We start from the raw sequence: 18,030 nt of genomic DNA, 5'->3' as shown, positions 1-18,030 counted from the left end.
CTGCGAGGCTCTGCGGCGGGGTGACGATGTCGCGATTATGGGCGAAACGACCGGGCAGCGGCAAACCGGCTATGCTCGCAGCATGATGCCATTTGCCGAGCTCCATGAGCTGCCCCGCCGATTGCGCCGCCCTGCCGTGCGCGACCTGGCCTGGACCCTGCTGTCGCCCGCGCTGCTGAGCGCCCCGCCCTGCCCCCAGCGCCATCCGCTGGCGGGCAGCGCCTGGGCGGGCGATCCGCAACGCTTGCAGAACTGGTTGCACGCACTGGATGCAGATGATCTGCCCTTGCGCGAGTGGTTGGCGAAGATCACCAGCCGGCGCCTGGGGCTGTACTACGAAGGTCTGTGGCAGTTCGCCCTGGCGCACGCGCCCAGGGTCGAGCTGCTGGCGTCCAACCTGGCGATTCGTGCAGGCGGGCGAACCTTGGGCGAGCTGGACATTCTGCTGCGTGATGGCGAAGGCACCCATCATCTGGAGCTGGCCATCAAGCTGTACCTGGGCCCGACCGAGGACGACGGACGCGACCCGGCGCACTGGCTCGGGCCTGGCTGCCACGATCGGCTTGGCAGCAAACTGGCTCACCTGGCCGGGCACCAGTTGCCCATGTCGGCAGACACGCAGAGTCGCGAAGCGCTGGCCGCGGTAGGGGTCGATCAGGTGCAGGCGCACCTGTGGCTGGGCGGTTACCTGTTCTATCCGTGGCCGGGCCACGCCGAGCCGCCTGCAGGTGCCAACCCCCGGCATTTGCGTGGGCGCTGGGTGCGACGGCGGAATTGGGCAGCGACAGCAGACGAACGCTGGCAACCGCTGCCACGGCATGCCTGGCTGGCGCCAGCACGGGCAGAACCAGACGAATGCTGGACCGTGCCGCAGTTCGAGGCCTGGCTGGCCCAGCTGGACGAACATGCCCCCGCGCAGCTGCTGGTCAGGATGGAGCCGGATGACGAAGGTGCCTGGCAGGAAGTCGAGCGCGTGTTTCTAGTGGCAGACAGTTGGCCACATTTGCCGGACAACAGAATTTTCACAGATCCAGCGCAAAGATTTGTTTCAAATAGCCATTAGAGTGCTATTTGAGCGCCAACAAGAGCGCCATTCCGACCCTGATGACGAGGACCGATCATGGTTTCATCCACCCCCGCGCCCCATTACGCACGCCTGTCCATCGCCCTGCACTGGCTAATGCTGGTGCTGCTGGCCGCCGTATACGCCTGTATCGAATTTCGCGGCCTGTTCCCCAAGGACAGCGCCGAACGCAACCTGATGAAAGACCTGCACTTCATGCTCGGCCTGAGTGTGTTCGTGCTGGTCTGGCTGCGCCTGGCCGTGCGCATCAGCCGCCCGACCCCGCCAATCGTGCCCAAGCCGCCGGCTTGGCAGACCGGCCTTGCGCACCTGATGCACCTGGCGCTGTACCTGCTGATGATTGGCCTGCCCCTGGCCGGCTGGCTGATCCTCAGCGCCGCCGACAAACCAGTGCCGTTCTTCGGCCTGGAACTGCCGCACCTGATCGGCCCCGACCCGGACCAGGCCAAGTTCATCAAGGGCTGGCATGAGCGGGTGGCGACCTGGGGTTACTGGCTGATAGGCCTGCATGCCCTGGCCGGGCTGTACCACCACTACGTGCAGCGCGACAACACGCTGCTGCGCATGCTGCCCTACAAGTAACCACGACGGCCCTGCAGGCCACCGGTGTGCACGAAGATCAGGCGGGTACCGGGCACGAACAGCCCGGTCTCGACCTGATCGCGCAGGGCCAGCAAGGCCTTGCCGGTATAGAGCGCTTCCAGCGGCACGCCACTGTGCCGCTCGCTCTCGGCGATGAACGCCAGCAACTCATCATCGAACTTGCCGAAGCCACCTCGGCAGGCGTTGTGCAGCTGGTAGCCCTGCAAGCCGGCCAGTTCGGTGACGGTCCCCGGCACGCCGTGATCCATTGGCACGGCCAGAGCAGCATGCACGGGGTGTTCTTCTGCCTCGGCAAGGACCAGACCGGCCAATGTCGTGCCGGTACCTGCAGCCAGCCACCAGGCGTCGTAGCCCGACCAACCCAGCGCTGGCAGCTGCGAACGGGCCTGCTCGACAATCAACGCACAACCTTCGGCACCCGCCGCCCCGCCACCGCCTTCGGGGATGCAATGCCAGCCCGGATAGCGGGCCTGCCAATGCTCCCAGAAGCCCGGTTCATGGCGCGCCCGATAGCCGCCGTAGCCCAGCCAGTGAACCTCCATGCCCAAGGCTTGCAGGTCCCGCACTGTGGGCGTGTCTTGCGGGTGACCGCGCAGCAGGCCGGCGGTGGCGAAGCCGAAACGCTTGCCGGCGGCGGCCAGGGCGTGGAGGTGGTTGGAATGGTTGCCGCCCAGGCTGATCAGGCCGGAGGCGCCTGCGGCATGGGCATGCTGCAAGTGAGGGCGGAGCTTGAACCACTTGTTGCCGCTGATCAGGGGGTCGATCAGATCCAGGCGCAGGATGGCGGCTTCTACCTTGGCTTTTGCCAGCCAGGGTAGATTCAAGTGCTGTAGCGGGGCTTGAGGTAAATGCATGGAGCGGAGTTTATCAGTGAAATCCCTGGGGGCGCTTCGCACCCCTTTCCGACCGGTCCGGCGCCCCGGCAAGGCCGCTCCCACAAGTCCAGCACAAGCCTCAAAGGCTGCGGTACTCCTGTGGGAGCGGCCTTGTGTCGCGAAAGGGCCGCAAAGCGGCCCCCGGCGATCTCAAAGTTCAGCGGCCAAACGAGACCCTTGGTTGATCGCCCGCTTGGCATCCAGCTCGGCCGCCACATCGGCACCGCCGATCAGGTGCACCGACTGCCCTGCCGCGATCAGCCCTTCATGCAGTTCACGCAACGGATCCTGCCCGGCACAGATCACCACGTTGTCCACGGCCAGCACCTGCGGTTCCCCTTCGCCAATGCGAATGTGCAGGCCAGCATCGTCGATCTGCAGGTACTCGACGCTGTTGAGCATCTGCACCTGCTTGTTCTTCAGCCCGGTACGGTGAATCCAGCCAGTGGTCTTGCCCAGCCCGTCGCCCACCTTGGATTTCTTGCGCTGCAACAGGTACACCTGCCGCGCCGGCGCATGCGGCTCGGCCGTGATCCCGGCTACGCCACCGCGTGCCTCCAGGCGGGTATCGATCCCCCACTCTTTCCAGAACGCTTCGCGGTCCTGGCTGCTCGCCACGCCCTGGTGCACCAGGTACTCGGACACGTCGAAACCGATGCCGCCCGCGCCAATCACCGCGACCGACTTGCCCACCGGCTTGCGCTCGAGCAGCACGTCCAGGTAGCTGAGCACCTTGGCATTCTCGACACCGGGGATGGCCGGGGTACGCGGCGCGATACCGGTGGCCAGAATAATCTCGTCGTAACCACCGCCGATCAGCGTCTGCACATCGACCCGGGTATTCAGGCGCAGGTCGACACCGGTGCTTTTCAGCTTGTTGCGGAAATAGCGCAGGGTCTCGTGGAACTCTTCCTTGCCCGGTACCCGCTTGGCGACATTGAACTGCCCGCCAATTTCGCTGGCAGCATCGAACAGCGTCACTTCATGGCCACGCTCGGCCGCCACGGTGGCCGCTGCCAGGCCGGCCGGGCCGGCTCCGACCACGGCAATACGCTTCACGGCGCGTACCGGCAGGTAGTTGAGCTCGGTCTCGTGGCAGGCACGCGGGTTGACCAGGCAACTGGTCAGCTTGCCGCCGAAGGTGTGGTCCAGGCAGGCCTGGTTGCAACCGATGCAGGTGTTGATCTCGTCGGCGCGCCCTTCTGCCGCCTTGTTGACGAAGTCGGCGTCAGCGAGGAACGGCCGGGCCATGGAGACCATGTCGGCATCGCCCTCATCCAGCACGGCTTCGGCCACTTCCGGGGTATTGATGCGGTTGGTGGTGATCAGCGGAATGTTGACGACGCCGCGCAGCTTGGCGGTGACCTTGCTGAACGCCGCACGCGGCACTTTGGTGGCGATGGTCGGGATGCGCGCCTCGTGCCAGCCGATGCCAGTGTTGATCAGCGTCGCGCCGGCCTGCTCGATGGCCTTGGCCAGCAGCTCGATTTCGTCCCAGGTGCTACCGCCCTCGACCAGGTCGAGCATCGACAGGCGGAAGATGATGATGAAGTTCGGCCCGACCGCGTCGCGCACACGGGTGACGATCTGCACCGCCAGGCGCATGCGGTTCTCGTAGCTGCCACCCCAGCGGTCGGTGCGGTGGTTGGTGTGGGCGGCGAGGAACTGGTTGATGAAGTAGCCTTCGGACCCCATGATTTCGACGCCATCGTAGCCGGCACGTTGGGCCAGCACGGCGCAATTGACGAAGTCGGCGATCTGCTTCTCGATGCCTGTTTCATCCAGCTCCTTGGGCTTGAACGGATTGATCGGCGCCTGGATCGCGCTAGGTGCCACCTGGCGCGGGCTATAGGCGTAGCGCCCGGCATGCAGGATCTGCAGGCAGATCTTGCCCCCGGCTTCATGCACGGCTTTGGTGACAATACGGTGCTTGTCGGCCTCTTCCTCGGTGCTGAGCTTGGCGGCGCCGGAATACACGCCACCTTCGTCGTTCGGCGCGATACCGCCAGTGACCATCAGGCCGACGCCACCCCGGGCGCGCTCGGCAAAATACGCCGCCATGCGCTCGAAACCACCCGGGCGCTCCTCGAGGCCGGTGTGCATCGAGCCCATCAGGGTGCGGTTGCGCAAGGTGGTGAAGCCCAGATCGAGCGGGGCCAGCAAATGCGGGTAGCGGTCGGCAGCCATGGTAGGTTCCCCAGGTGGCGTGATCACGGAATGCGGGTACCTCTGCGGGCCCCGTCGTTTATCTGCCTGCGACATTAAACAGCCGTTTGAACGCGCTCAATGATCGAAACTGACAACTTATTGATCCTCCCGCGCAGCGGGACTACCCTAGGGAACCCTCGATTCCCAAGGCGCTGTACCGCTTGATGCGAAAACTCCTGGCAGGCGCCCTGGCGCTGGTAATGATCACCGCTCTGAGCGGCTACGTTTTCTGGACCCAACAGCGCCCGGAAGGCCACTACCTATCCGATCTGCGCATCGAACTGGCGCTCAACCATGGCGTGCCCGGCGAGCATGGCAACCTGCTCGGCATCGAGCCGCTGCTGTTCCCCAGCGACTACCAGAACCTGCAACGCCTGCACCGCAAGCTTTCAGCCTACCTGGAACAAGCGCGCACCCAGGGCCTGGTAGGCCCGCGCACGGTCGTGGTGCTGCCGGAACACATCGGCACCTGGCTGTGGGCACGCGGCGAGAAGAACGAGCTGTACCAGGTCACCCGCAACCGCGACGCCGAACAGTGGCTGGAGCTGAGCAACCCGCTGCGATATGGCCTGGCGATGCTGAGCGCCAATGGCGATGATCGGCGCGCCGATGCCCACCTGCGCATGAAGGCCCAGCAAATGGCCAGCGATTACCAGCAACTGTTCGGTGGCCTGGCCAAGGAGTTCGGCGTGACCCTGGTGGCAGGCTCGATCGTGCTGCCCGCCCCGTACGTCGAACAAGGTGTGCTGCACATTGGCCACGGGCCGCTGTTCAACAGCAGCCTGGTCTTCGCCGCAGATGGCTCGCCGCTTGGCCAACCGCAACACCAGCAATACCCCGACAGCGAAACACGGCGCTACATCCATCATGGCCGGCATTTCCCGTTGCAGGTGCTGCAGACCCCCGCCGGGCGCCTCGGCGTGCTGATCGGCAGCGACAGCTGGTACCCAGAGAACCAGCGTCAATTGCAGCAACAGCAGGTCCAGTTGATCGCCAACCCGGTATTTCTCAGCGGCAAAGGCAGCTGGGATGAACCCTGGCGCGGCAATCGCCATCAGGACGCCGCTGCCGAGCTGCCCCTGCAACGCGGCGAAGTCAGCGAGCAGACCGCCTGGCAACGCCTGACCGAGGCAGCAGGTGATGGCGTCAGCAGCATGAGCGTGTTCATGCGTGGCCAGTTCTGGGAGCAAGGCAGCGACGGCCAGGGCTTCGCCCATCAGGCAGGTGAGTTGCTGGCAGGGCCTCCCAGCCACGGTGCGCGCCTGCTGAACCTGTGGCTGTAGACACATGAGCCGCCCCCGCGTGCGCCTGGGCGACCTTTCGGTGGGTTTCGTCCAGCCCCTGGCCGAAGCCCTGCGCGAGCAAGGCCATGATCCGCTTCCGCTGCTGCAGCAATATGGGCTCGATGCCGTGCGTCTGGCCGAAGCTGGTGCGCGCCTGTCGATCCCGCGCTACATGCACCTTGGGCATGCGGCCATCGCGCTGTGTGGCGAGCCCGCGCTGGGCCTGCGCATGGGGCGCCTCAGTCGCCTGGCCCAGGCCGGACTGGCCGGCGTCACGGCAGCCCAAGCCCCTACCCTGGGCGAGGCGGCACGTACCCTGCTGCGCTTCGAGCCACTGTACGCCGCCAACTACCGTGGCCACTCCAGCTATCAGGAAGACGCCCAGGGCGCCTGGCTGCGTTTCTACTCGATCAGCCCCTACAACGACTACAATCGCTTTGTGGTCGATTCGCTGCTGGCCGGCTGGCTGGCGCAGCTTGCCGCCCTGGCGGGCGCCCCCTTACAGGCCGAGCGCCTGGAAGTCGAATTTGATGCGCCCGACTACGCCGCCGGCTACCAGCCCCTTTGCACCACGCCCGTGCAATTCGGCGCCAGCGCCAACCGCGTGCGCCTGAGCCGCAGCACGCTCGAACAAGCCAATCCACAGCACTGCCCGAGCACCTTCTGCCACCTGTTGCAGTTGTGCGAAGCGGAAATGCTCCAGCGCACCCGGGTGCGCAGCCTGGGCGAGCGCATTACCCACTTGCTCGGCCCTTTGCTCAATGGCGGCCGCGAGCCTGACCTGGAAGAAGTGGCATTGCACCTGCAACTGCCCACCTGGACACTGCGGCGCAAACTGGCTGAAGAAGGCACGCGCTTTCGCGACCTGCTCAACGACACGCGACGCGACCTTGCCGAAGCCTATATCCGCGATACGGAGCTAGCCTTTGGCGAGATCGCCTATCTGTTGGGGTTTGCATCGGCAGAGGCCTTCCAGCGCGCATTCAAGCGCTGGACGGGCCTTACGCCGGGGGAGTTTCGCCGCAGCCAGCGGCGGGCAGGTTAAAGCTCTGTAGCGTCGTCTGCCGGTTCTGGCGAATCCAGTTCGTAAGCCTGAAACTCGAGCAGCTCTTCCTGATAGTCATCCATCGCCCTGCGTCCTCTTCTCATCTGTCTTCGTTGGTCATGTCTTCAACCTAAGTGGGCCGGGTGAAGGAATGATGACAGGCTCATGAGTGGTAAACGTAGCAGGTGTTCAGGAAGTTATCGCCGCTCATCTGTTACAGCGAATTAAAGCGACGACGGTGCAGGCTGCGCGTCCTGCTGCACCTGAATCGGTGCGGCTTCCACTGGCGGTGCCACCGGTTGCGAGCTCTGGCTATCATCGACTACCGGCTTGGCCGCGGCTTCACTGGCAGGTGCAACCGCCGCAGGTGCCGGCGTGGCGTCAACCAGTGGCGCAGCTGCTGGCGCTGCGACAGCTGGCGCCGCCGAAGCCTGCTCTGGCAAGCCCAGGTCCGGCGCTGGCTTCTCGGGCTTGGCCACAGGCGCTTCGACCTTGGCCTTAGCGACCTTCTTCGGTTTCGGCAGGTAGCTTTCGACCAAGGCGAAGTAGCGGTCGTAGAACTGCGCCGCCGTCACCGTCTCGCTGGCGACCTTGACCATCGAATCGTCGCTGGAGCCGATCGGCATCGATACCGAACCGAGCACGCCGACACCCAGGCTGGCCGAGCTGTTGGACTTCTTCAGGCTGTAACGGTCCTGCAGGGCGTTGGCGAACATGGTCGAACGCTTGTCGTCGTTGACGTCCGGCGCACAGGTCACGTTGAAGCTGATCTGCAGGTGGTTTTCGCTGTTCTGCTGGAAGCTCTTGTTGCCCATCACCTGGTTGGCGCCACTGCTGGTGATGATGTAGCCCTGGCTGAGCAACGCTCGGCGAGCCGCTTCGCAGGAACCGGCATCGGTCACCGGGAAGCTGCGCGAGTAAGTCCCCGAGTCGTCGAAGTTCTCGTGCTCGTAGATAGCGGCTTTCTTCGAAGAGCAACCGGTCACGCCCGCCAGCACCAGGGCCAGCCCGAGCGCACCAAAGACGGATGATCTGGTCATTGCGAATTCCGGGTAAGTCAAAAGATGCCTATTGTGCATCACTGCAGGCAGGCACAGGAACCGTTGATCGGTGAAGAACCTGTCAGGTTCGTGTAAATCTGGTCGTCGGCAGGATGCAGAAACAAAAAAAGCGACCCTAAGGTCGCTTTCTCGTTGCTTCAAGGCGTTCAAGGGGCCTTGAGGCGAAGATGGCGCAGCGGACGGGACTCGAACCCGCGACCCCCGGCGTGACAGGCCGGTATTCTAACCGACTGAACTACCGCTGCGTATCATTCAGGCTTTCGCCCGATTGAAACCTGGGTCTACCCTTCCGGCGCGAAGGCCTCAGGGCAGGCACAAAAAAAGCGACATGTCATCGCTTCATTTGTGTTTGCTTCAAGGTGTTCTAGGGACCTCGAAACGAAGATGGCGCAGCGGACGGGACTCGAACCCGCGACCCCCGGCGTGACAGGCCGGTATTCTAACCGACTGAACTACCGCTGCGTATCGTTCAGGCTTGCGCCCGATTGAAACTGGGATCAGCCTCAGGCATTTCGCCTTCGACTTCAGACCGGTGCCAGGCACCCATCTGATACTGAAAAATGGCGCAGCGGACGGGACTCGAACCCGCGACCCCCGGCGTGACAGGCCGGTATTCTAACCGACTGAACTACCGCTGCGCAGTGCGTTTCTCTCCGGCTATCAGCTTCATCAGAAGCGTCCAGCACTAGAAACAATCTCAGGAAGTGGTGGGTGATGACGGGATCGAACCGCCGACCCTCTGCTTGTAAGGCAGATGCTCTCCCGGCTGAGCTAATCACCCTCGCGATGTTGCTTGTTGCGTTTGCTTCGCTGAGGCCGCGAAATTTACGCAGGTGCCGAAGCTAAGTCAATAGCCCCGTTGAATTTTTTTCAAAAAAGGCAAAAACGGAAAAGGGACCTTTCGGTCCCCTTCCCTTACTGCAGCCTGCTCAGGTGTAGATCATCTTGCGGGTCATGCCGCCGTCGACCACGAACTCCTGGCCAGTAACGAAGCCGGCCTGGCGCGACAGCAGCCAGGCGACCATGGCCGCCACATCCTCCACCGTCCCTACCCTGCCCGTCGGGTGCTGGGCATGGTCGGCCTCGGTCAAGGGCTCGGCACGGCGCTGGGACGGGTCACGGGCATCGATCCAGCCCGGGCTCACCGCATTGACGCGGATCTCCGGGCCCAGGCTCATGGCCAAGGCATGGGTCAAAGCCACCAGGCCACCCTTGCTCGCCGCGTAGGCCTCGGTGTCTGGTTCGGACTGCCGGGCACGGGTCGAGGTCAGGTTGACGATCGCACCATTGTGCGCACGCAGGTACGGCGCACAATGCTTGGCCAGCAACATCGGGCCATTGAGGTTGACCGCCAGCACCCGGTTCCACTGCGCAAGGCTCAGGCTTTCCAGGATCTGGTTGTGCGGGTTGGCGATCGCCGCGTTGCACACCAGCGCATCCAGACGCCCGAATTGTCCGAGCACCTCGGACACCCCGGCACTGACCTGGGCCTCGTCGGCCACGTCCATGGTGATGAACCAGGCGTTTTCGCCCAGGGCCTTGGCGACCTTGGCACCGCGCTGGCGGTCAAGGTCGCTGAGCACCACTTGCCAACCTTCGCAGATCAGCCAGGCGGCAATGCCCAGGCCGATGCCGCGGGCGGCACCGGTGACCAGGGCAACCCGACCGTTATGGCCCGGTACACCGCCGCGGATTTCCATCACAGCGCCGCCAGCCCACGGGCGAGGTCCGCCTGCAGGTCGGCCACGTCTTCCAGGCCCACGGCAACCCGGATCAGGCTGTCGCGAATACCCGCTGCCTCACGCTCCTGCGGCGTCAGGCGGCCGTGGGAGGTGGTGGCCGGGTGGGCGATGGTGGTCTTGCTATCGCCGAGGTTGGTAGTGATCGAGATCACCCGGGTAGCGTCAATGAAGCGCCAAGCGCCATCTTTGCCACCCTTGACCTCGAAGCTGACCACCGCACCGAAGCCGCTCATCTGGCGCTTGGCCAGTTCGTGCTGCGGGTGGCTCGGCAGGCCGGCGTAATGCACCTTCTCCACGCCTTCCTGTTGCTCCAGCCATTCGGCCAGGATCTGGGCGCTCTCGCAGTGCGCACGCATGCGCAGCTTGAGGGTTTCCAGGCCCTTGGTGAAGATCCAGGCGTTGAACGGGCTGAGGGTCGGCCCGGCAGTACGCAGGAAGCCCACCACTTCTTTCATCTGCTCGGCACGGCCGGCGACCACGCCCCCCATGCAACGGCCCTGGCCGTCGATGAACTTGGTGGCCGAGTGGAACACAATGTCGGCACCCAGCTTGAGCGGCTGCTGCAAGGCCGGGGTGCTGAAGCAGTTGTCCACCACCAGCATGGCGCCACGGGCGTGGGCGACTTCAGCCAGCGCGCTGATGTCGACCAGTTCGGCCAGCGGGTTGGACGGGGATTCGACGATGAGCAGCTTGGTGTTGGCCTTGATGGCCTTTTCCCAGCCAGCGAGGTCGACCAGTGGCACATAGTCAACCTGCACGCCGAAGCGCTTGAAGTACTTCTCGAACAGGCTGATGGTCGAGCCGAATACGCTCTGCGACACCAGCACGTGGTCGCCGGCACTGCACAGCGACATGACTATGGCAAGGATCGCCGCCATGCCGGTGGAGGTGCCCACGGCCTGCTCGGCGCCTTCCATGGCCGCCAGGCGCTCTTCGAACGCACGCACGGACGGGTTGGTGTAGCGCGAGTAGACGTTGCCCGGCGTTTCGCCGGCAAAGCGCGCAGCGGCATCTGCCGCCGTGCGGAACACATAGCTGGAGGTCAGGAACAGCGCTTCGCTGTGCTCGGCCTCCGGTGTACGGTTTTGACCGGCGCGCACCGCCAGGGTGTCGAAACCGACACCCTCGAGGTCACTGTCCAGTCGTCCGGCATCCCATTGATCCGTCATGCCGTCGCTCCCAAATCAGTTGTTGTAGAGGTCGATGATCGCGCTGACCGCCTGGTTCTTCACCTTGGCCAAGTCGTTACGGGCCTGCTCGATACGGTCAAGGTAGGCTTCGTCGATGTCGCCGGTGACGTATTCACCGTTGAACACCGCGCAATCGAAGTGATCGATTTTGATCTTGCCGCCACCGACCGAGTCGATCAGGTCTGGCAGGTCCTGGTAGACCAGCCAGTCGGCGCCGATCAACTCGGCCACCTGTTCGGTGGTACGGTTGTGGGCGATCAGTTCGTGAACACTCGGCATGTCGATGCCGTAGACGTTGGGGTAGCGCACCGCAGGGGCTGCGGAGCAGAAGTAGACGTTCTTGGCGCCGGCTTCACGGGCCATCTGGATGATCTGCTTGCAGGTAGTGCCGCGCACGATCGAGTCGTCCACCAGCATCACGTTCTTGCCGCGGAATTCCAGTTCGATGGCGTTGAGCTTCTGGCGTACCGACTTCTTGCGTGCGGCCTGGCCAGGCATGATGAAGGTACGGCCGATGTAGCGGTTTTTGACGAAGCCTTCGCGGAACTTCACGCCCAGGCGGTTGGCCAGCTCCAGCGCGGCAGTGCGGCTGGTGTCCGGGATCGGGATGACCACGTCGATGTCGTGCTCGGGGCGCTCGCGCATGATCTTGTCGGCGAGCTTTTCACCCATGCGCAGACGGGCCTTGTACACCGAGATGCCGTCGATGATCGAGTCCGGGCGGGCCAGGTAGACGTGCTCGAAAATGCACGGCTGCAGCTTCGGTGCATCGGCACACTGCTTGGTGAACAGCTGGCCTTCTTCGGTGATGTACACCGCTTCGCCCGGCGCCAGGTCGCGGATCAGGGTGAAGCCGAGCACGTCGAGGGCGACGCTTTCCGAGGCGATCATGTATTCCACGCCTTCGTCGGTGTGACGTTGGCCGAATACCACCGGGCGGATGCCGTTCGGGTCACGGAAGCCAACAATGCCGTAGCCGGTGATCATCGCGACTACTGCGTAGCCGCCGACGCAACGGCTGTGCACGTGGGAAACGGCGGCGAACACGTCTTCCTCGGTCGGCTGCAGCTTGCCACGCACGGCCAGCTCATGGGCGAACACGTTCAGCAGCACTTCCGAGTCAGAGTTGGTGTTTACGTGGCGCAGGTCGGACTCGTAGATCTCCTTGGCCAGCTGCTCGACGTTGGTCAGGTTGCCGTTGTGCGCCAGGGTGATGCCGTACGGCGAGTTGACGTAGAACGGCTGGGCTTCGGCCGAAGTCGAGCTGCCCGCGGTCGGGTAGCGAACGTGGCCGATACCGATACTGCCGACCAGGCGCTGCATGTGGCGCTGCTGGAAGACGTCACGCACCAAACCATTATCCTTGCGCAGGAACAACCGGCCGTCGTGGCTGGTCACGATACCGGCAGCGTCCTGGCCGCGGTGCTGGAGGACCGTAAGCGCGTCATACAGCGCCTGATTGACGTTCGACTTACCGACGATACCGACGATGCCACACATGCGACGCAACCCCTACTTTGATGAAACTTGAACGAACAGCGCTCAGGGCTTTGCCGGCCCGAGCAACTGCTCCTTGAATGGAAGATCAGCCGGAGCGCTGATCAGCCCACTGGGAGTCCACTGACCGGTGAAACCCAGGATCAGGTTTTTCGACCAGTCAGCGACCAATAGAAACTGTGGTATCAGGCGTGATTCCTGCCACCAGGTGTCTTGCTGCACCGGCCCCAGGCTGAGCAGGCCGACGGCCACCACCACCAGCAAGCCCCCACGCGCGGCACCGAAGGCCATGCCGAGGAAACGATCGGTGCCGGAAAGCCCGGTCACGCGGATCAGCTCGCCGATAAGGAAGTTGAGCATGGCCCCCACCAGCAGGGTGGCGACGAAAAGAATGGCGCAGCCGGCGATGGTGCGCATCGACGGCGTCTGGATATAGCTTTCAAGGTACACCGAAAGCGACCCACCGAACATCCAGGCGACCGCCCCTGCAACGATCCAGATGAGCAGGGACAAGGCTTCCTTGACGAAGCCGCGCTTGAGACTGATCAGTGCGGAGACGGCGATGATCGCGATGATCGCCCAATCAACCAGAGTAAAGGCCACGGTGCTGCCTGCAGACGTTTGAGGCGGCGCATTTTACCAGAGCGAAAGGCCGGGAGTAAGCGGAATGTCAGGTGGATCCCTGAGTCAGGTTTTCAGGCCTGCGTCGCCCTTCTGCAGGAGCGGCCTTGTACCGCGAAAGGCCGCTCCTACCGGGACCGCGCTGACCCCGATTCAGCCTTTTTCAGGCTGGAATCGGGTCACGAAGCCATTGAGCTTCTGCTGGCGGTTGATCACGTCTTTGAGCTTGTCAGCCTCGGCGCGTTCGATCAACGGCCCGACATACACCCGGTTCATGCCTCCGGCCGAGCGAATGTAGGCGTTGTAGCCCTGGCTGCGCAGGGTCTTCTGCAGGTTTTCGGCACCGGCCCGACTGGACAGGCTGGCCAGCTGGATCGACCAGCTCACCGGCAGGCCATTGACATCGATCTTCGACGGCGCAGGCGCAGTTGCCACTGGCGCCGCCGGCTTGGCAGCGGGCGCCGGCGCTGGCACTGGTGTCTGCGGCTTGGGCTGGGCTTGCACCTGGGGCTGAGTCTGCGGCGACGGCGTGATCGGCTGGCTTGGCGCCCTGACCGGCGCGGTCGACTCGTTGACCACCACAGGCGGCTGCTCGGGCTCCTCTGGCAGCGGCTGTGGCTCAGGTACCGCCACCTGCTCGACCTTGACCTCGGGCAGGGTCGGCATGGCCGGCGCCTGCGGGGCGTCGACACGCACCTGGCGCATCTCGTCTTGGCGGGTGAACAGCATCGGCAGGAAAATCACCGCCAGCGCCACCAGCACCAACGCACCCACCATGCGCTGCTTCATCCCTTTGTCCAGCACTGCCATCTAGTCACCCCTCCAGGGCCTGCCGCTCCAGCCATGCCAGGGCCTCGGCGACACAGAAAAACGAACCGAACAGCAGAATCTGGTCATCCGCCGTCGCTTGCGCGCATTGCCCTTCCAGGGCGGCGTCGACGCTGGCGTAAGACTTCACCGCAGCGCCATGGTTCGTCAAGACAGCGGCCAGTTCGGCAGCCGGACGGCTACGTGGCGTGTGCAGAGGCGCTACCGCCCAGTCATCGACCAAGCCGTGCAGCGGCGCGATGACGCCTTGCAGGTCCTTGTCGGCGAGCAGGCCGAACACTGCCAGGCGCCGCCCTTTCAGAGGGCGCGCAGCCAGACGCCGGGCCAGGTACTCCGCAGCGTGCGGGTTATGCCCAACATCCAGCAGCAGCTCCACAGCCCTGCCCTGCCAGGTCAACTGGCGACGATCGAGGCGACCGGTGATGCGGGTGTCGAGCAAAGCCTGACGGATCTGCCCGGCATCCCACGGCAAGCCCATCAGCAGATAGGCCTGCAGGGCCAGGGTGGCGTTCTCCATGGGCAGGTCGAGCAGCGGCAGACCGTGCAACGCTACCGGCTTGCCATCTGCAGTGACCCCGCGCCAGTCCCAGCCACCCTCGTTGCTTGCCAGATCGAAGTCGCGGCCACGCAGGAACAGTGGCGCCGCCAATTCAGCGGCCTTGTCCAGCAACGGCTGCGGCGGGTCGAGGTCACCGCACAGCGCCGGCTTGCCCTGGCGGAAGATGCCGGCCTTCTCGAAGGCCACCAGCTCGCGGGTATCGCCCAGGTAGTCGACATGGTCGACGCCGATGCTGGTCACCAGCGCCAGGTCGGCATCCACCACGTTCACGGTGTCCAGGCGGCCACCGAGGCCCACCTCGAGCACCACGGCATCCAGCTGCGACTGGTAGAACAACCAGAACGCAGCCAGCGTACCCATCTCGAAGTAGGTCAGGGAAATCTCGCCCCGCGCCGCCTCAACAGCGGCGAAGGCCTCGCACAGGCGCTCATCGCTGGCTTCCTGGCCATCGATCAGCACCCGCTCGTTGTAACGCAACAGGTGGGGCGAGCTGTACACGCCCACCTTCAGCCCCTGGGCCCGCAACAACGACGCCACAAAGGCACAGGTCGAGCCCTTGCCGTTGGTGCCGGTCACGGTGACCACCCGTGGCGCCAGCTTACCCAGCGCCAGCCGGGCAAGCACCTTCTGCGACCGCTCCAGGCCCATGTCGATGGCCGAGGGGTGCAACTGCTCGAGGTAGGCGAGCCACTCGCCCAGGGATCGTTGATTCATCACGCGACCGCAGCGACCTCGCGGGCCTGCTCCGGGGTCTCCTGGCCGGTCATCTGTGCCAGCAGGCGAGCCAGACGCGGACGCAGATCGCCACGGGAGATGATCAGGTCAATGGCACCGTGCTCCAGCAGGAACTCGCTGCGCTGGAAGCCTTCTGGCAGTTTTTCGCGCACGGTCTGCTCGATCACGCGTGGGCCGGCAAAGCCGATCAGGGCCTTCGGCTCACCGACGATGACGTCGCCGAGCATCGCCAGGCTGGCGGAAACACCGCCGTAGACCGGGTCGGTCAGCACGGAGATGAACGGGATGCCTTCTTCGCGCAGGCGTGCCAGCACGGCCGAGGTCTTGGCCATCTGCATCAGCGAGATCAGCGCTTCCTGCATGCGCGCACCGCCGGAGGCGGAGAAGCAGACCATTGGGCAGCGGTTTTCCAGGGCGTAGTTGGCGGCACGCACGAAACGCTCACCGACGATGGCACCCATGGAGCCGCCCATGAACGAGAATTCGAAGGCGCTGACCACGATCGGCATGCCCATCAGGGTACCGCTCATGGAGATCAGGGCGTCTTTTTCGCCGGTCTGCTTCTGCGCACCGACCAGACGGTCCTTGTACTTCTTGCCGTCACGGAACTTCAGGCGGTCGACCGGCTCCAGTTCGGCGCCCAGTTCGGCGCGGCCTTCCGGGTCGAGGAAGATATCGATGCGGGCGCGTGCGCCGATGCGCATGTGGTGATTGCACTTGGGGCAGACATCCAAGGTCTTTTCCAGCTCCGGACGATACAGCACGGCCTCACAGGACGGGCACTTGTGCCACAGGCCTTCCGGCACCGAACTCTTCTTCACCTCGGAACGCATGATCGAAGGGATCAGTTTGTCGACTAACCAGTTGCTCATGCTTTCTTTCTCCAGTAGTGGCGGACGGGGACCGGACTGGCCGGCCATGCCCTGCCCTTGAGCTCAAATTCTTCTATGAAACGATGACGGCCCGGCCGCAGGCTCTGCCTGCGTACCGCGCCGTCTTCAATCTGTGTTGTGGCCACACGGCATGCCGCTGGCCGCCCCGCAGGGCTGCGAAACCTATGGACGATGGCGCGCCGCCAGCCGTCACATCTGCCGTCACGCCTGTTTCACCGCACGCATGAAGGCTTCGATCTTCGCCGCATCCTTGATGCCCTTGGCCTGCTCCACACCACCACTGACATCCACCGCATACGGCCGCACCTGGGCGATCGCCTGGCCGACGTTGTCGGCCGACAACCCGCCCGCGAGGATGATCGGCTTGCTCAGCCGCGCCGGCACCAGCGACCAGTCGAAGGCCTCGCCGGTACCGCCAGGCACACCGGCCACGTAGGTGTCGAGGAGAATGCCGCGGGCGCCGGCATAGTGCTGGCAGGCGGCTTCCAGGTCATCGCCTGGGCGTACGCGCAGGGCCTTGATCCAGGGCCGATGGTAACCTTCGCAATCGGCCGGGGTTTCGTCGCCGTGGAACTGTAGCAGGTCCAGCGGCACCACCTCGAGAATCTCGTTCAGCTCGCAGCGCGAGGCGTTGACGAACAGCCCTACCGTGGTCACGAACGGCGGCAGCTCGGCAATGATCGCCCGTGCCTGGCGCACGTCCACGGCACGCGGGCTCTTGGCATAGAAGACGAAACCGATGGCATCGGCCCCCGCCTCGGCGGCGGCCAGCGCGTCCTCGATGCGGGTGATCCCGCAGATCTTGCTGCGAACGTTGCTCATGGACTGCAAACCCTGAGTGAACTTGTGAAGGGCCCGATGTTAGCAAATGACTTTTGACACGTCAGTCGGCCAACGCCTCGTAACCGGTCAAAAAGTGTGGGCCGATGTAACGCTGCGGCAACTGGAACTCTTCCGGGTACTCCACTTGCACCAGGTACAAGCCGTAAGGGTGCGCGGTAACGCCGCCCTCGCGGCGGTTGCGCCCTTCCAGCACCTCGCGCGCCCATTCGACCGGGCGCTCACCGGCACCGATGGTCATCAGTACGCCGGCAATGTTGCGCACCATGTGGTGCAGGAAGGCGGTGGCGCGCACGTCCAGCACGATCATCTGGCCATGGCGGGTCACGCGCAGGTGATGGATGTGCTTGATCGGTGACTTGGCCTGGCACTGGCTGGCTCGGAAGGCGCTGAAGTCATGGGTACCGAGCAGGTACTGGGCTGCCTGGGCCATGCGCTCGACGTCCAGCGGGCGGTGGTTCCAGGTCACTTCCTCGGCCAGGTGTGCGGGGCGGATCGGGTCGTTGTAGATCACGTAGCGGTAGCGCCGGGCACAGGCCTTGAAGCGCGCATGGAAGTCCGCTGGCATCGGCCGCGACCAGACCACACTGATGTCGTGGGGCAGGTTGAAATTGGTGCCCAGGGTCCAGGCGCGCTCGTCACGCACCGCGCGGGTGTCGAAATGCACGATCTGCCCGCAGCCGTGCACGCCAGCATCGGTGCGCCCGGCGCAGATGACACTGATCGGCTCGTCGGCCACCGTCGACAGTGCCTGCTCGAGGGCCTGCTGGACGCTGGGCACGCCGCTGGCCTGGCGCTGCCAGCCGCGGTAGCGCGAGCCCTTGTATTCCACACCCAGGGCAATGCGGGTGAAGCCTTCGGCGGCCGATTCGGTGGCGACGGTGTCGATGATGTCCAAGAGCGTGAAACCTGTGGGTGATACGGAATGGCGGGGATTATAACGACAACGGCAGCCTTGTTGGGCTG

At 64.3% G+C, this 18,030-nt stretch carries 16 protein-coding genes and 4 tRNA genes; 4 read left to right on the top strand and 16 right to left on the bottom strand.

The window, feature by feature from the left end:
- Positions 1-37 precede the first annotated feature (37 nt).
- Together ACLEJU_RS09580 and cybB are read left to right on the top strand one after the other, a co-directional pair.
- Complete coding sequence (locus ACLEJU_RS09580) at positions 38-1,063, top strand: DUF1853 family protein (protein ID WP_435425325.1); 1,026 nt, start codon at positions 38-40, stop codon at positions 1,061-1,063.
- 57 nt (positions 1,064-1,120) lie between these two features.
- Positions 1,121-1,666 carry a cytochrome b561 gene (gene cybB / locus ACLEJU_RS09575; protein WP_435425326.1) on the top strand — a complete coding sequence of 182 codons (546 nt, stop codon included), beginning with the start codon at positions 1,121-1,123 and terminating at the stop codon, positions 1,664-1,666.
- Here the strand turns inward: cybB and ACLEJU_RS09570 are convergent.
- On the bottom strand, positions 1,657-2,541 hold the full coding sequence (locus tag ACLEJU_RS09570; RefSeq protein ID WP_435425327.1) for a 1-aminocyclopropane-1-carboxylate deaminase/D-cysteine desulfhydrase: 885 nt from the start codon (positions 2,539-2,541) through the stop codon (positions 1,657-1,659). The genes cybB and ACLEJU_RS09570 overlap by 10 nt on opposite strands.
- A 171-nt stretch (positions 2,542-2,712) precedes the next feature.
- Positions 2,713-4,749, bottom strand: coding sequence for an oxidoreductase (locus ACLEJU_RS09565; RefSeq protein ID WP_435425328.1), 2,037 nt, complete (start codon positions 4,747-4,749; stop codon positions 2,713-2,715).
- A 185-nt stretch (positions 4,750-4,934) separates the two neighbouring features.
- On the opposite strand from ACLEJU_RS09565, the gene ACLEJU_RS09560 reads away from it, so the two are divergent.
- Both ACLEJU_RS09560 and ACLEJU_RS09555 read left to right on the top strand, forming a co-directional pair.
- Positions 4,935-6,053, top strand: coding sequence for a nitrilase-related carbon-nitrogen hydrolase (locus ACLEJU_RS09560; protein ID WP_435425331.1), 1,119 nt, complete (start codon positions 4,935-4,937; stop codon positions 6,051-6,053).
- A 4-nt stretch (positions 6,054-6,057) separates the two neighbouring features.
- Positions 6,058-7,098 carry an AraC family transcriptional regulator gene (locus tag ACLEJU_RS09555; protein ID WP_435425329.1) on the top strand — a complete coding sequence of 347 codons (1,041 nt, stop codon included), beginning with the start codon at positions 6,058-6,060 and terminating at the stop codon, positions 7,096-7,098.
- A gap of 224 nt (positions 7,099-7,322) precedes the next feature.
- Here the strand turns inward: ACLEJU_RS09555 and ACLEJU_RS09550 are convergent, their stop codons facing one another.
- The 14 genes from ACLEJU_RS09550 to truA form a co-directional block, all read right to left on the bottom strand.
- Entirely contained in the window at positions 7,323-8,138 is an 816-nt protein-coding gene (locus ACLEJU_RS09550; RefSeq protein ID WP_435425330.1) for a DUF2242 domain-containing protein, read from the bottom strand.
- A gap of 189 nt (positions 8,139-8,327) precedes the next feature.
- A tRNA-Asp gene (locus ACLEJU_RS09545) sits at positions 8,328-8,404 on the bottom strand.
- Positions 8,405-8,544: 140 nt separating this feature from the next.
- Positions 8,545-8,621 (bottom strand) — tRNA-Asp (locus ACLEJU_RS09540).
- Positions 8,622-8,720: 99 nt separating this feature from the next.
- Positions 8,721-8,797: transfer RNA gene (locus tag ACLEJU_RS09535), tRNA-Asp, on the bottom strand.
- Between the two features lie 67 nt (positions 8,798-8,864).
- Positions 8,865-8,940 (bottom strand) — tRNA-Val (locus ACLEJU_RS09530).
- Positions 8,941-9,088: 148 nt separating this feature from the next.
- The gene (locus tag ACLEJU_RS09525; protein ID WP_435424973.1) at positions 9,089-9,859 is read right to left on the bottom strand and encodes an SDR family oxidoreductase; all 771 of its coding nucleotides are present in this window, start codon (positions 9,857-9,859) and stop codon (positions 9,089-9,091) included.
- Complete coding sequence (locus ACLEJU_RS09520) at positions 9,859-11,070, bottom strand: O-succinylhomoserine sulfhydrylase (protein WP_435424974.1); 1,212 nt, start codon at positions 11,068-11,070, stop codon at positions 9,859-9,861. Before ACLEJU_RS09520 ends, ACLEJU_RS09525 begins: the two co-directional genes overlap by 1 nt.
- Before the next feature lie 15 nt (positions 11,071-11,085).
- Positions 11,086-12,591 carry an amidophosphoribosyltransferase gene (purF, locus tag ACLEJU_RS09515; RefSeq protein WP_110638363.1) on the bottom strand — a complete coding sequence of 502 codons (1,506 nt, stop codon included), beginning with the start codon at positions 12,589-12,591 and terminating at the stop codon, positions 11,086-11,088.
- 42 nt (positions 12,592-12,633) lie between these two features.
- A complete protein-coding gene (locus tag ACLEJU_RS09510; RefSeq protein WP_103449739.1) occupies positions 12,634-13,191 on the bottom strand; it encodes a CvpA family protein in 558 nt (185 codons plus the stop codon).
- A gap of 171 nt (positions 13,192-13,362) precedes the next feature.
- On the bottom strand, positions 13,363-14,019 hold the full coding sequence (locus tag ACLEJU_RS09505; protein ID WP_435424975.1) for an SPOR domain-containing protein: 657 nt from the start codon (positions 14,017-14,019) through the stop codon (positions 13,363-13,365).
- Between the two features lie 4 nt (positions 14,020-14,023).
- Complete coding sequence (gene folC, locus ACLEJU_RS09500) at positions 14,024-15,310, bottom strand: bifunctional tetrahydrofolate synthase/dihydrofolate synthase (protein ID WP_435424976.1); 1,287 nt, start codon at positions 15,308-15,310, stop codon at positions 14,024-14,026.
- Positions 15,310-16,203: an acetyl-CoA carboxylase, carboxyltransferase subunit beta gene (gene accD, locus ACLEJU_RS09495; RefSeq protein WP_435424977.1), complete on the bottom strand. Its 894-nt coding sequence runs from the start codon at positions 16,201-16,203 to the stop codon at positions 15,310-15,312. The genes folC and accD overlap by 1 nt, the downstream gene beginning before the upstream one ends.
- A 222-nt stretch (positions 16,204-16,425) precedes the next feature.
- Entirely contained in the window at positions 16,426-17,046 is a 621-nt protein-coding gene (locus ACLEJU_RS09490) for a phosphoribosylanthranilate isomerase (protein WP_110638360.1), read from the bottom strand.
- Between the two features lie 61 nt (positions 17,047-17,107).
- Entirely contained in the window at positions 17,108-17,962 is an 855-nt protein-coding gene (gene truA / locus ACLEJU_RS09485) for a tRNA pseudouridine(38-40) synthase TruA (protein WP_435424978.1), read from the bottom strand.
- Positions 17,963-18,030 lie beyond the last annotated feature (68 nt).

It is taken from the genome of Pseudomonas sp. SMN11 (assembly GCF_052041945.1).
GTDB lineage: Bacteria > Pseudomonadota > Gammaproteobacteria > Pseudomonadales > Pseudomonadaceae > Aquipseudomonas.
Note: the sequence above shows the minus strand (reverse complement) of the source record. Positions and strands in the feature narration are given on the sequence as shown.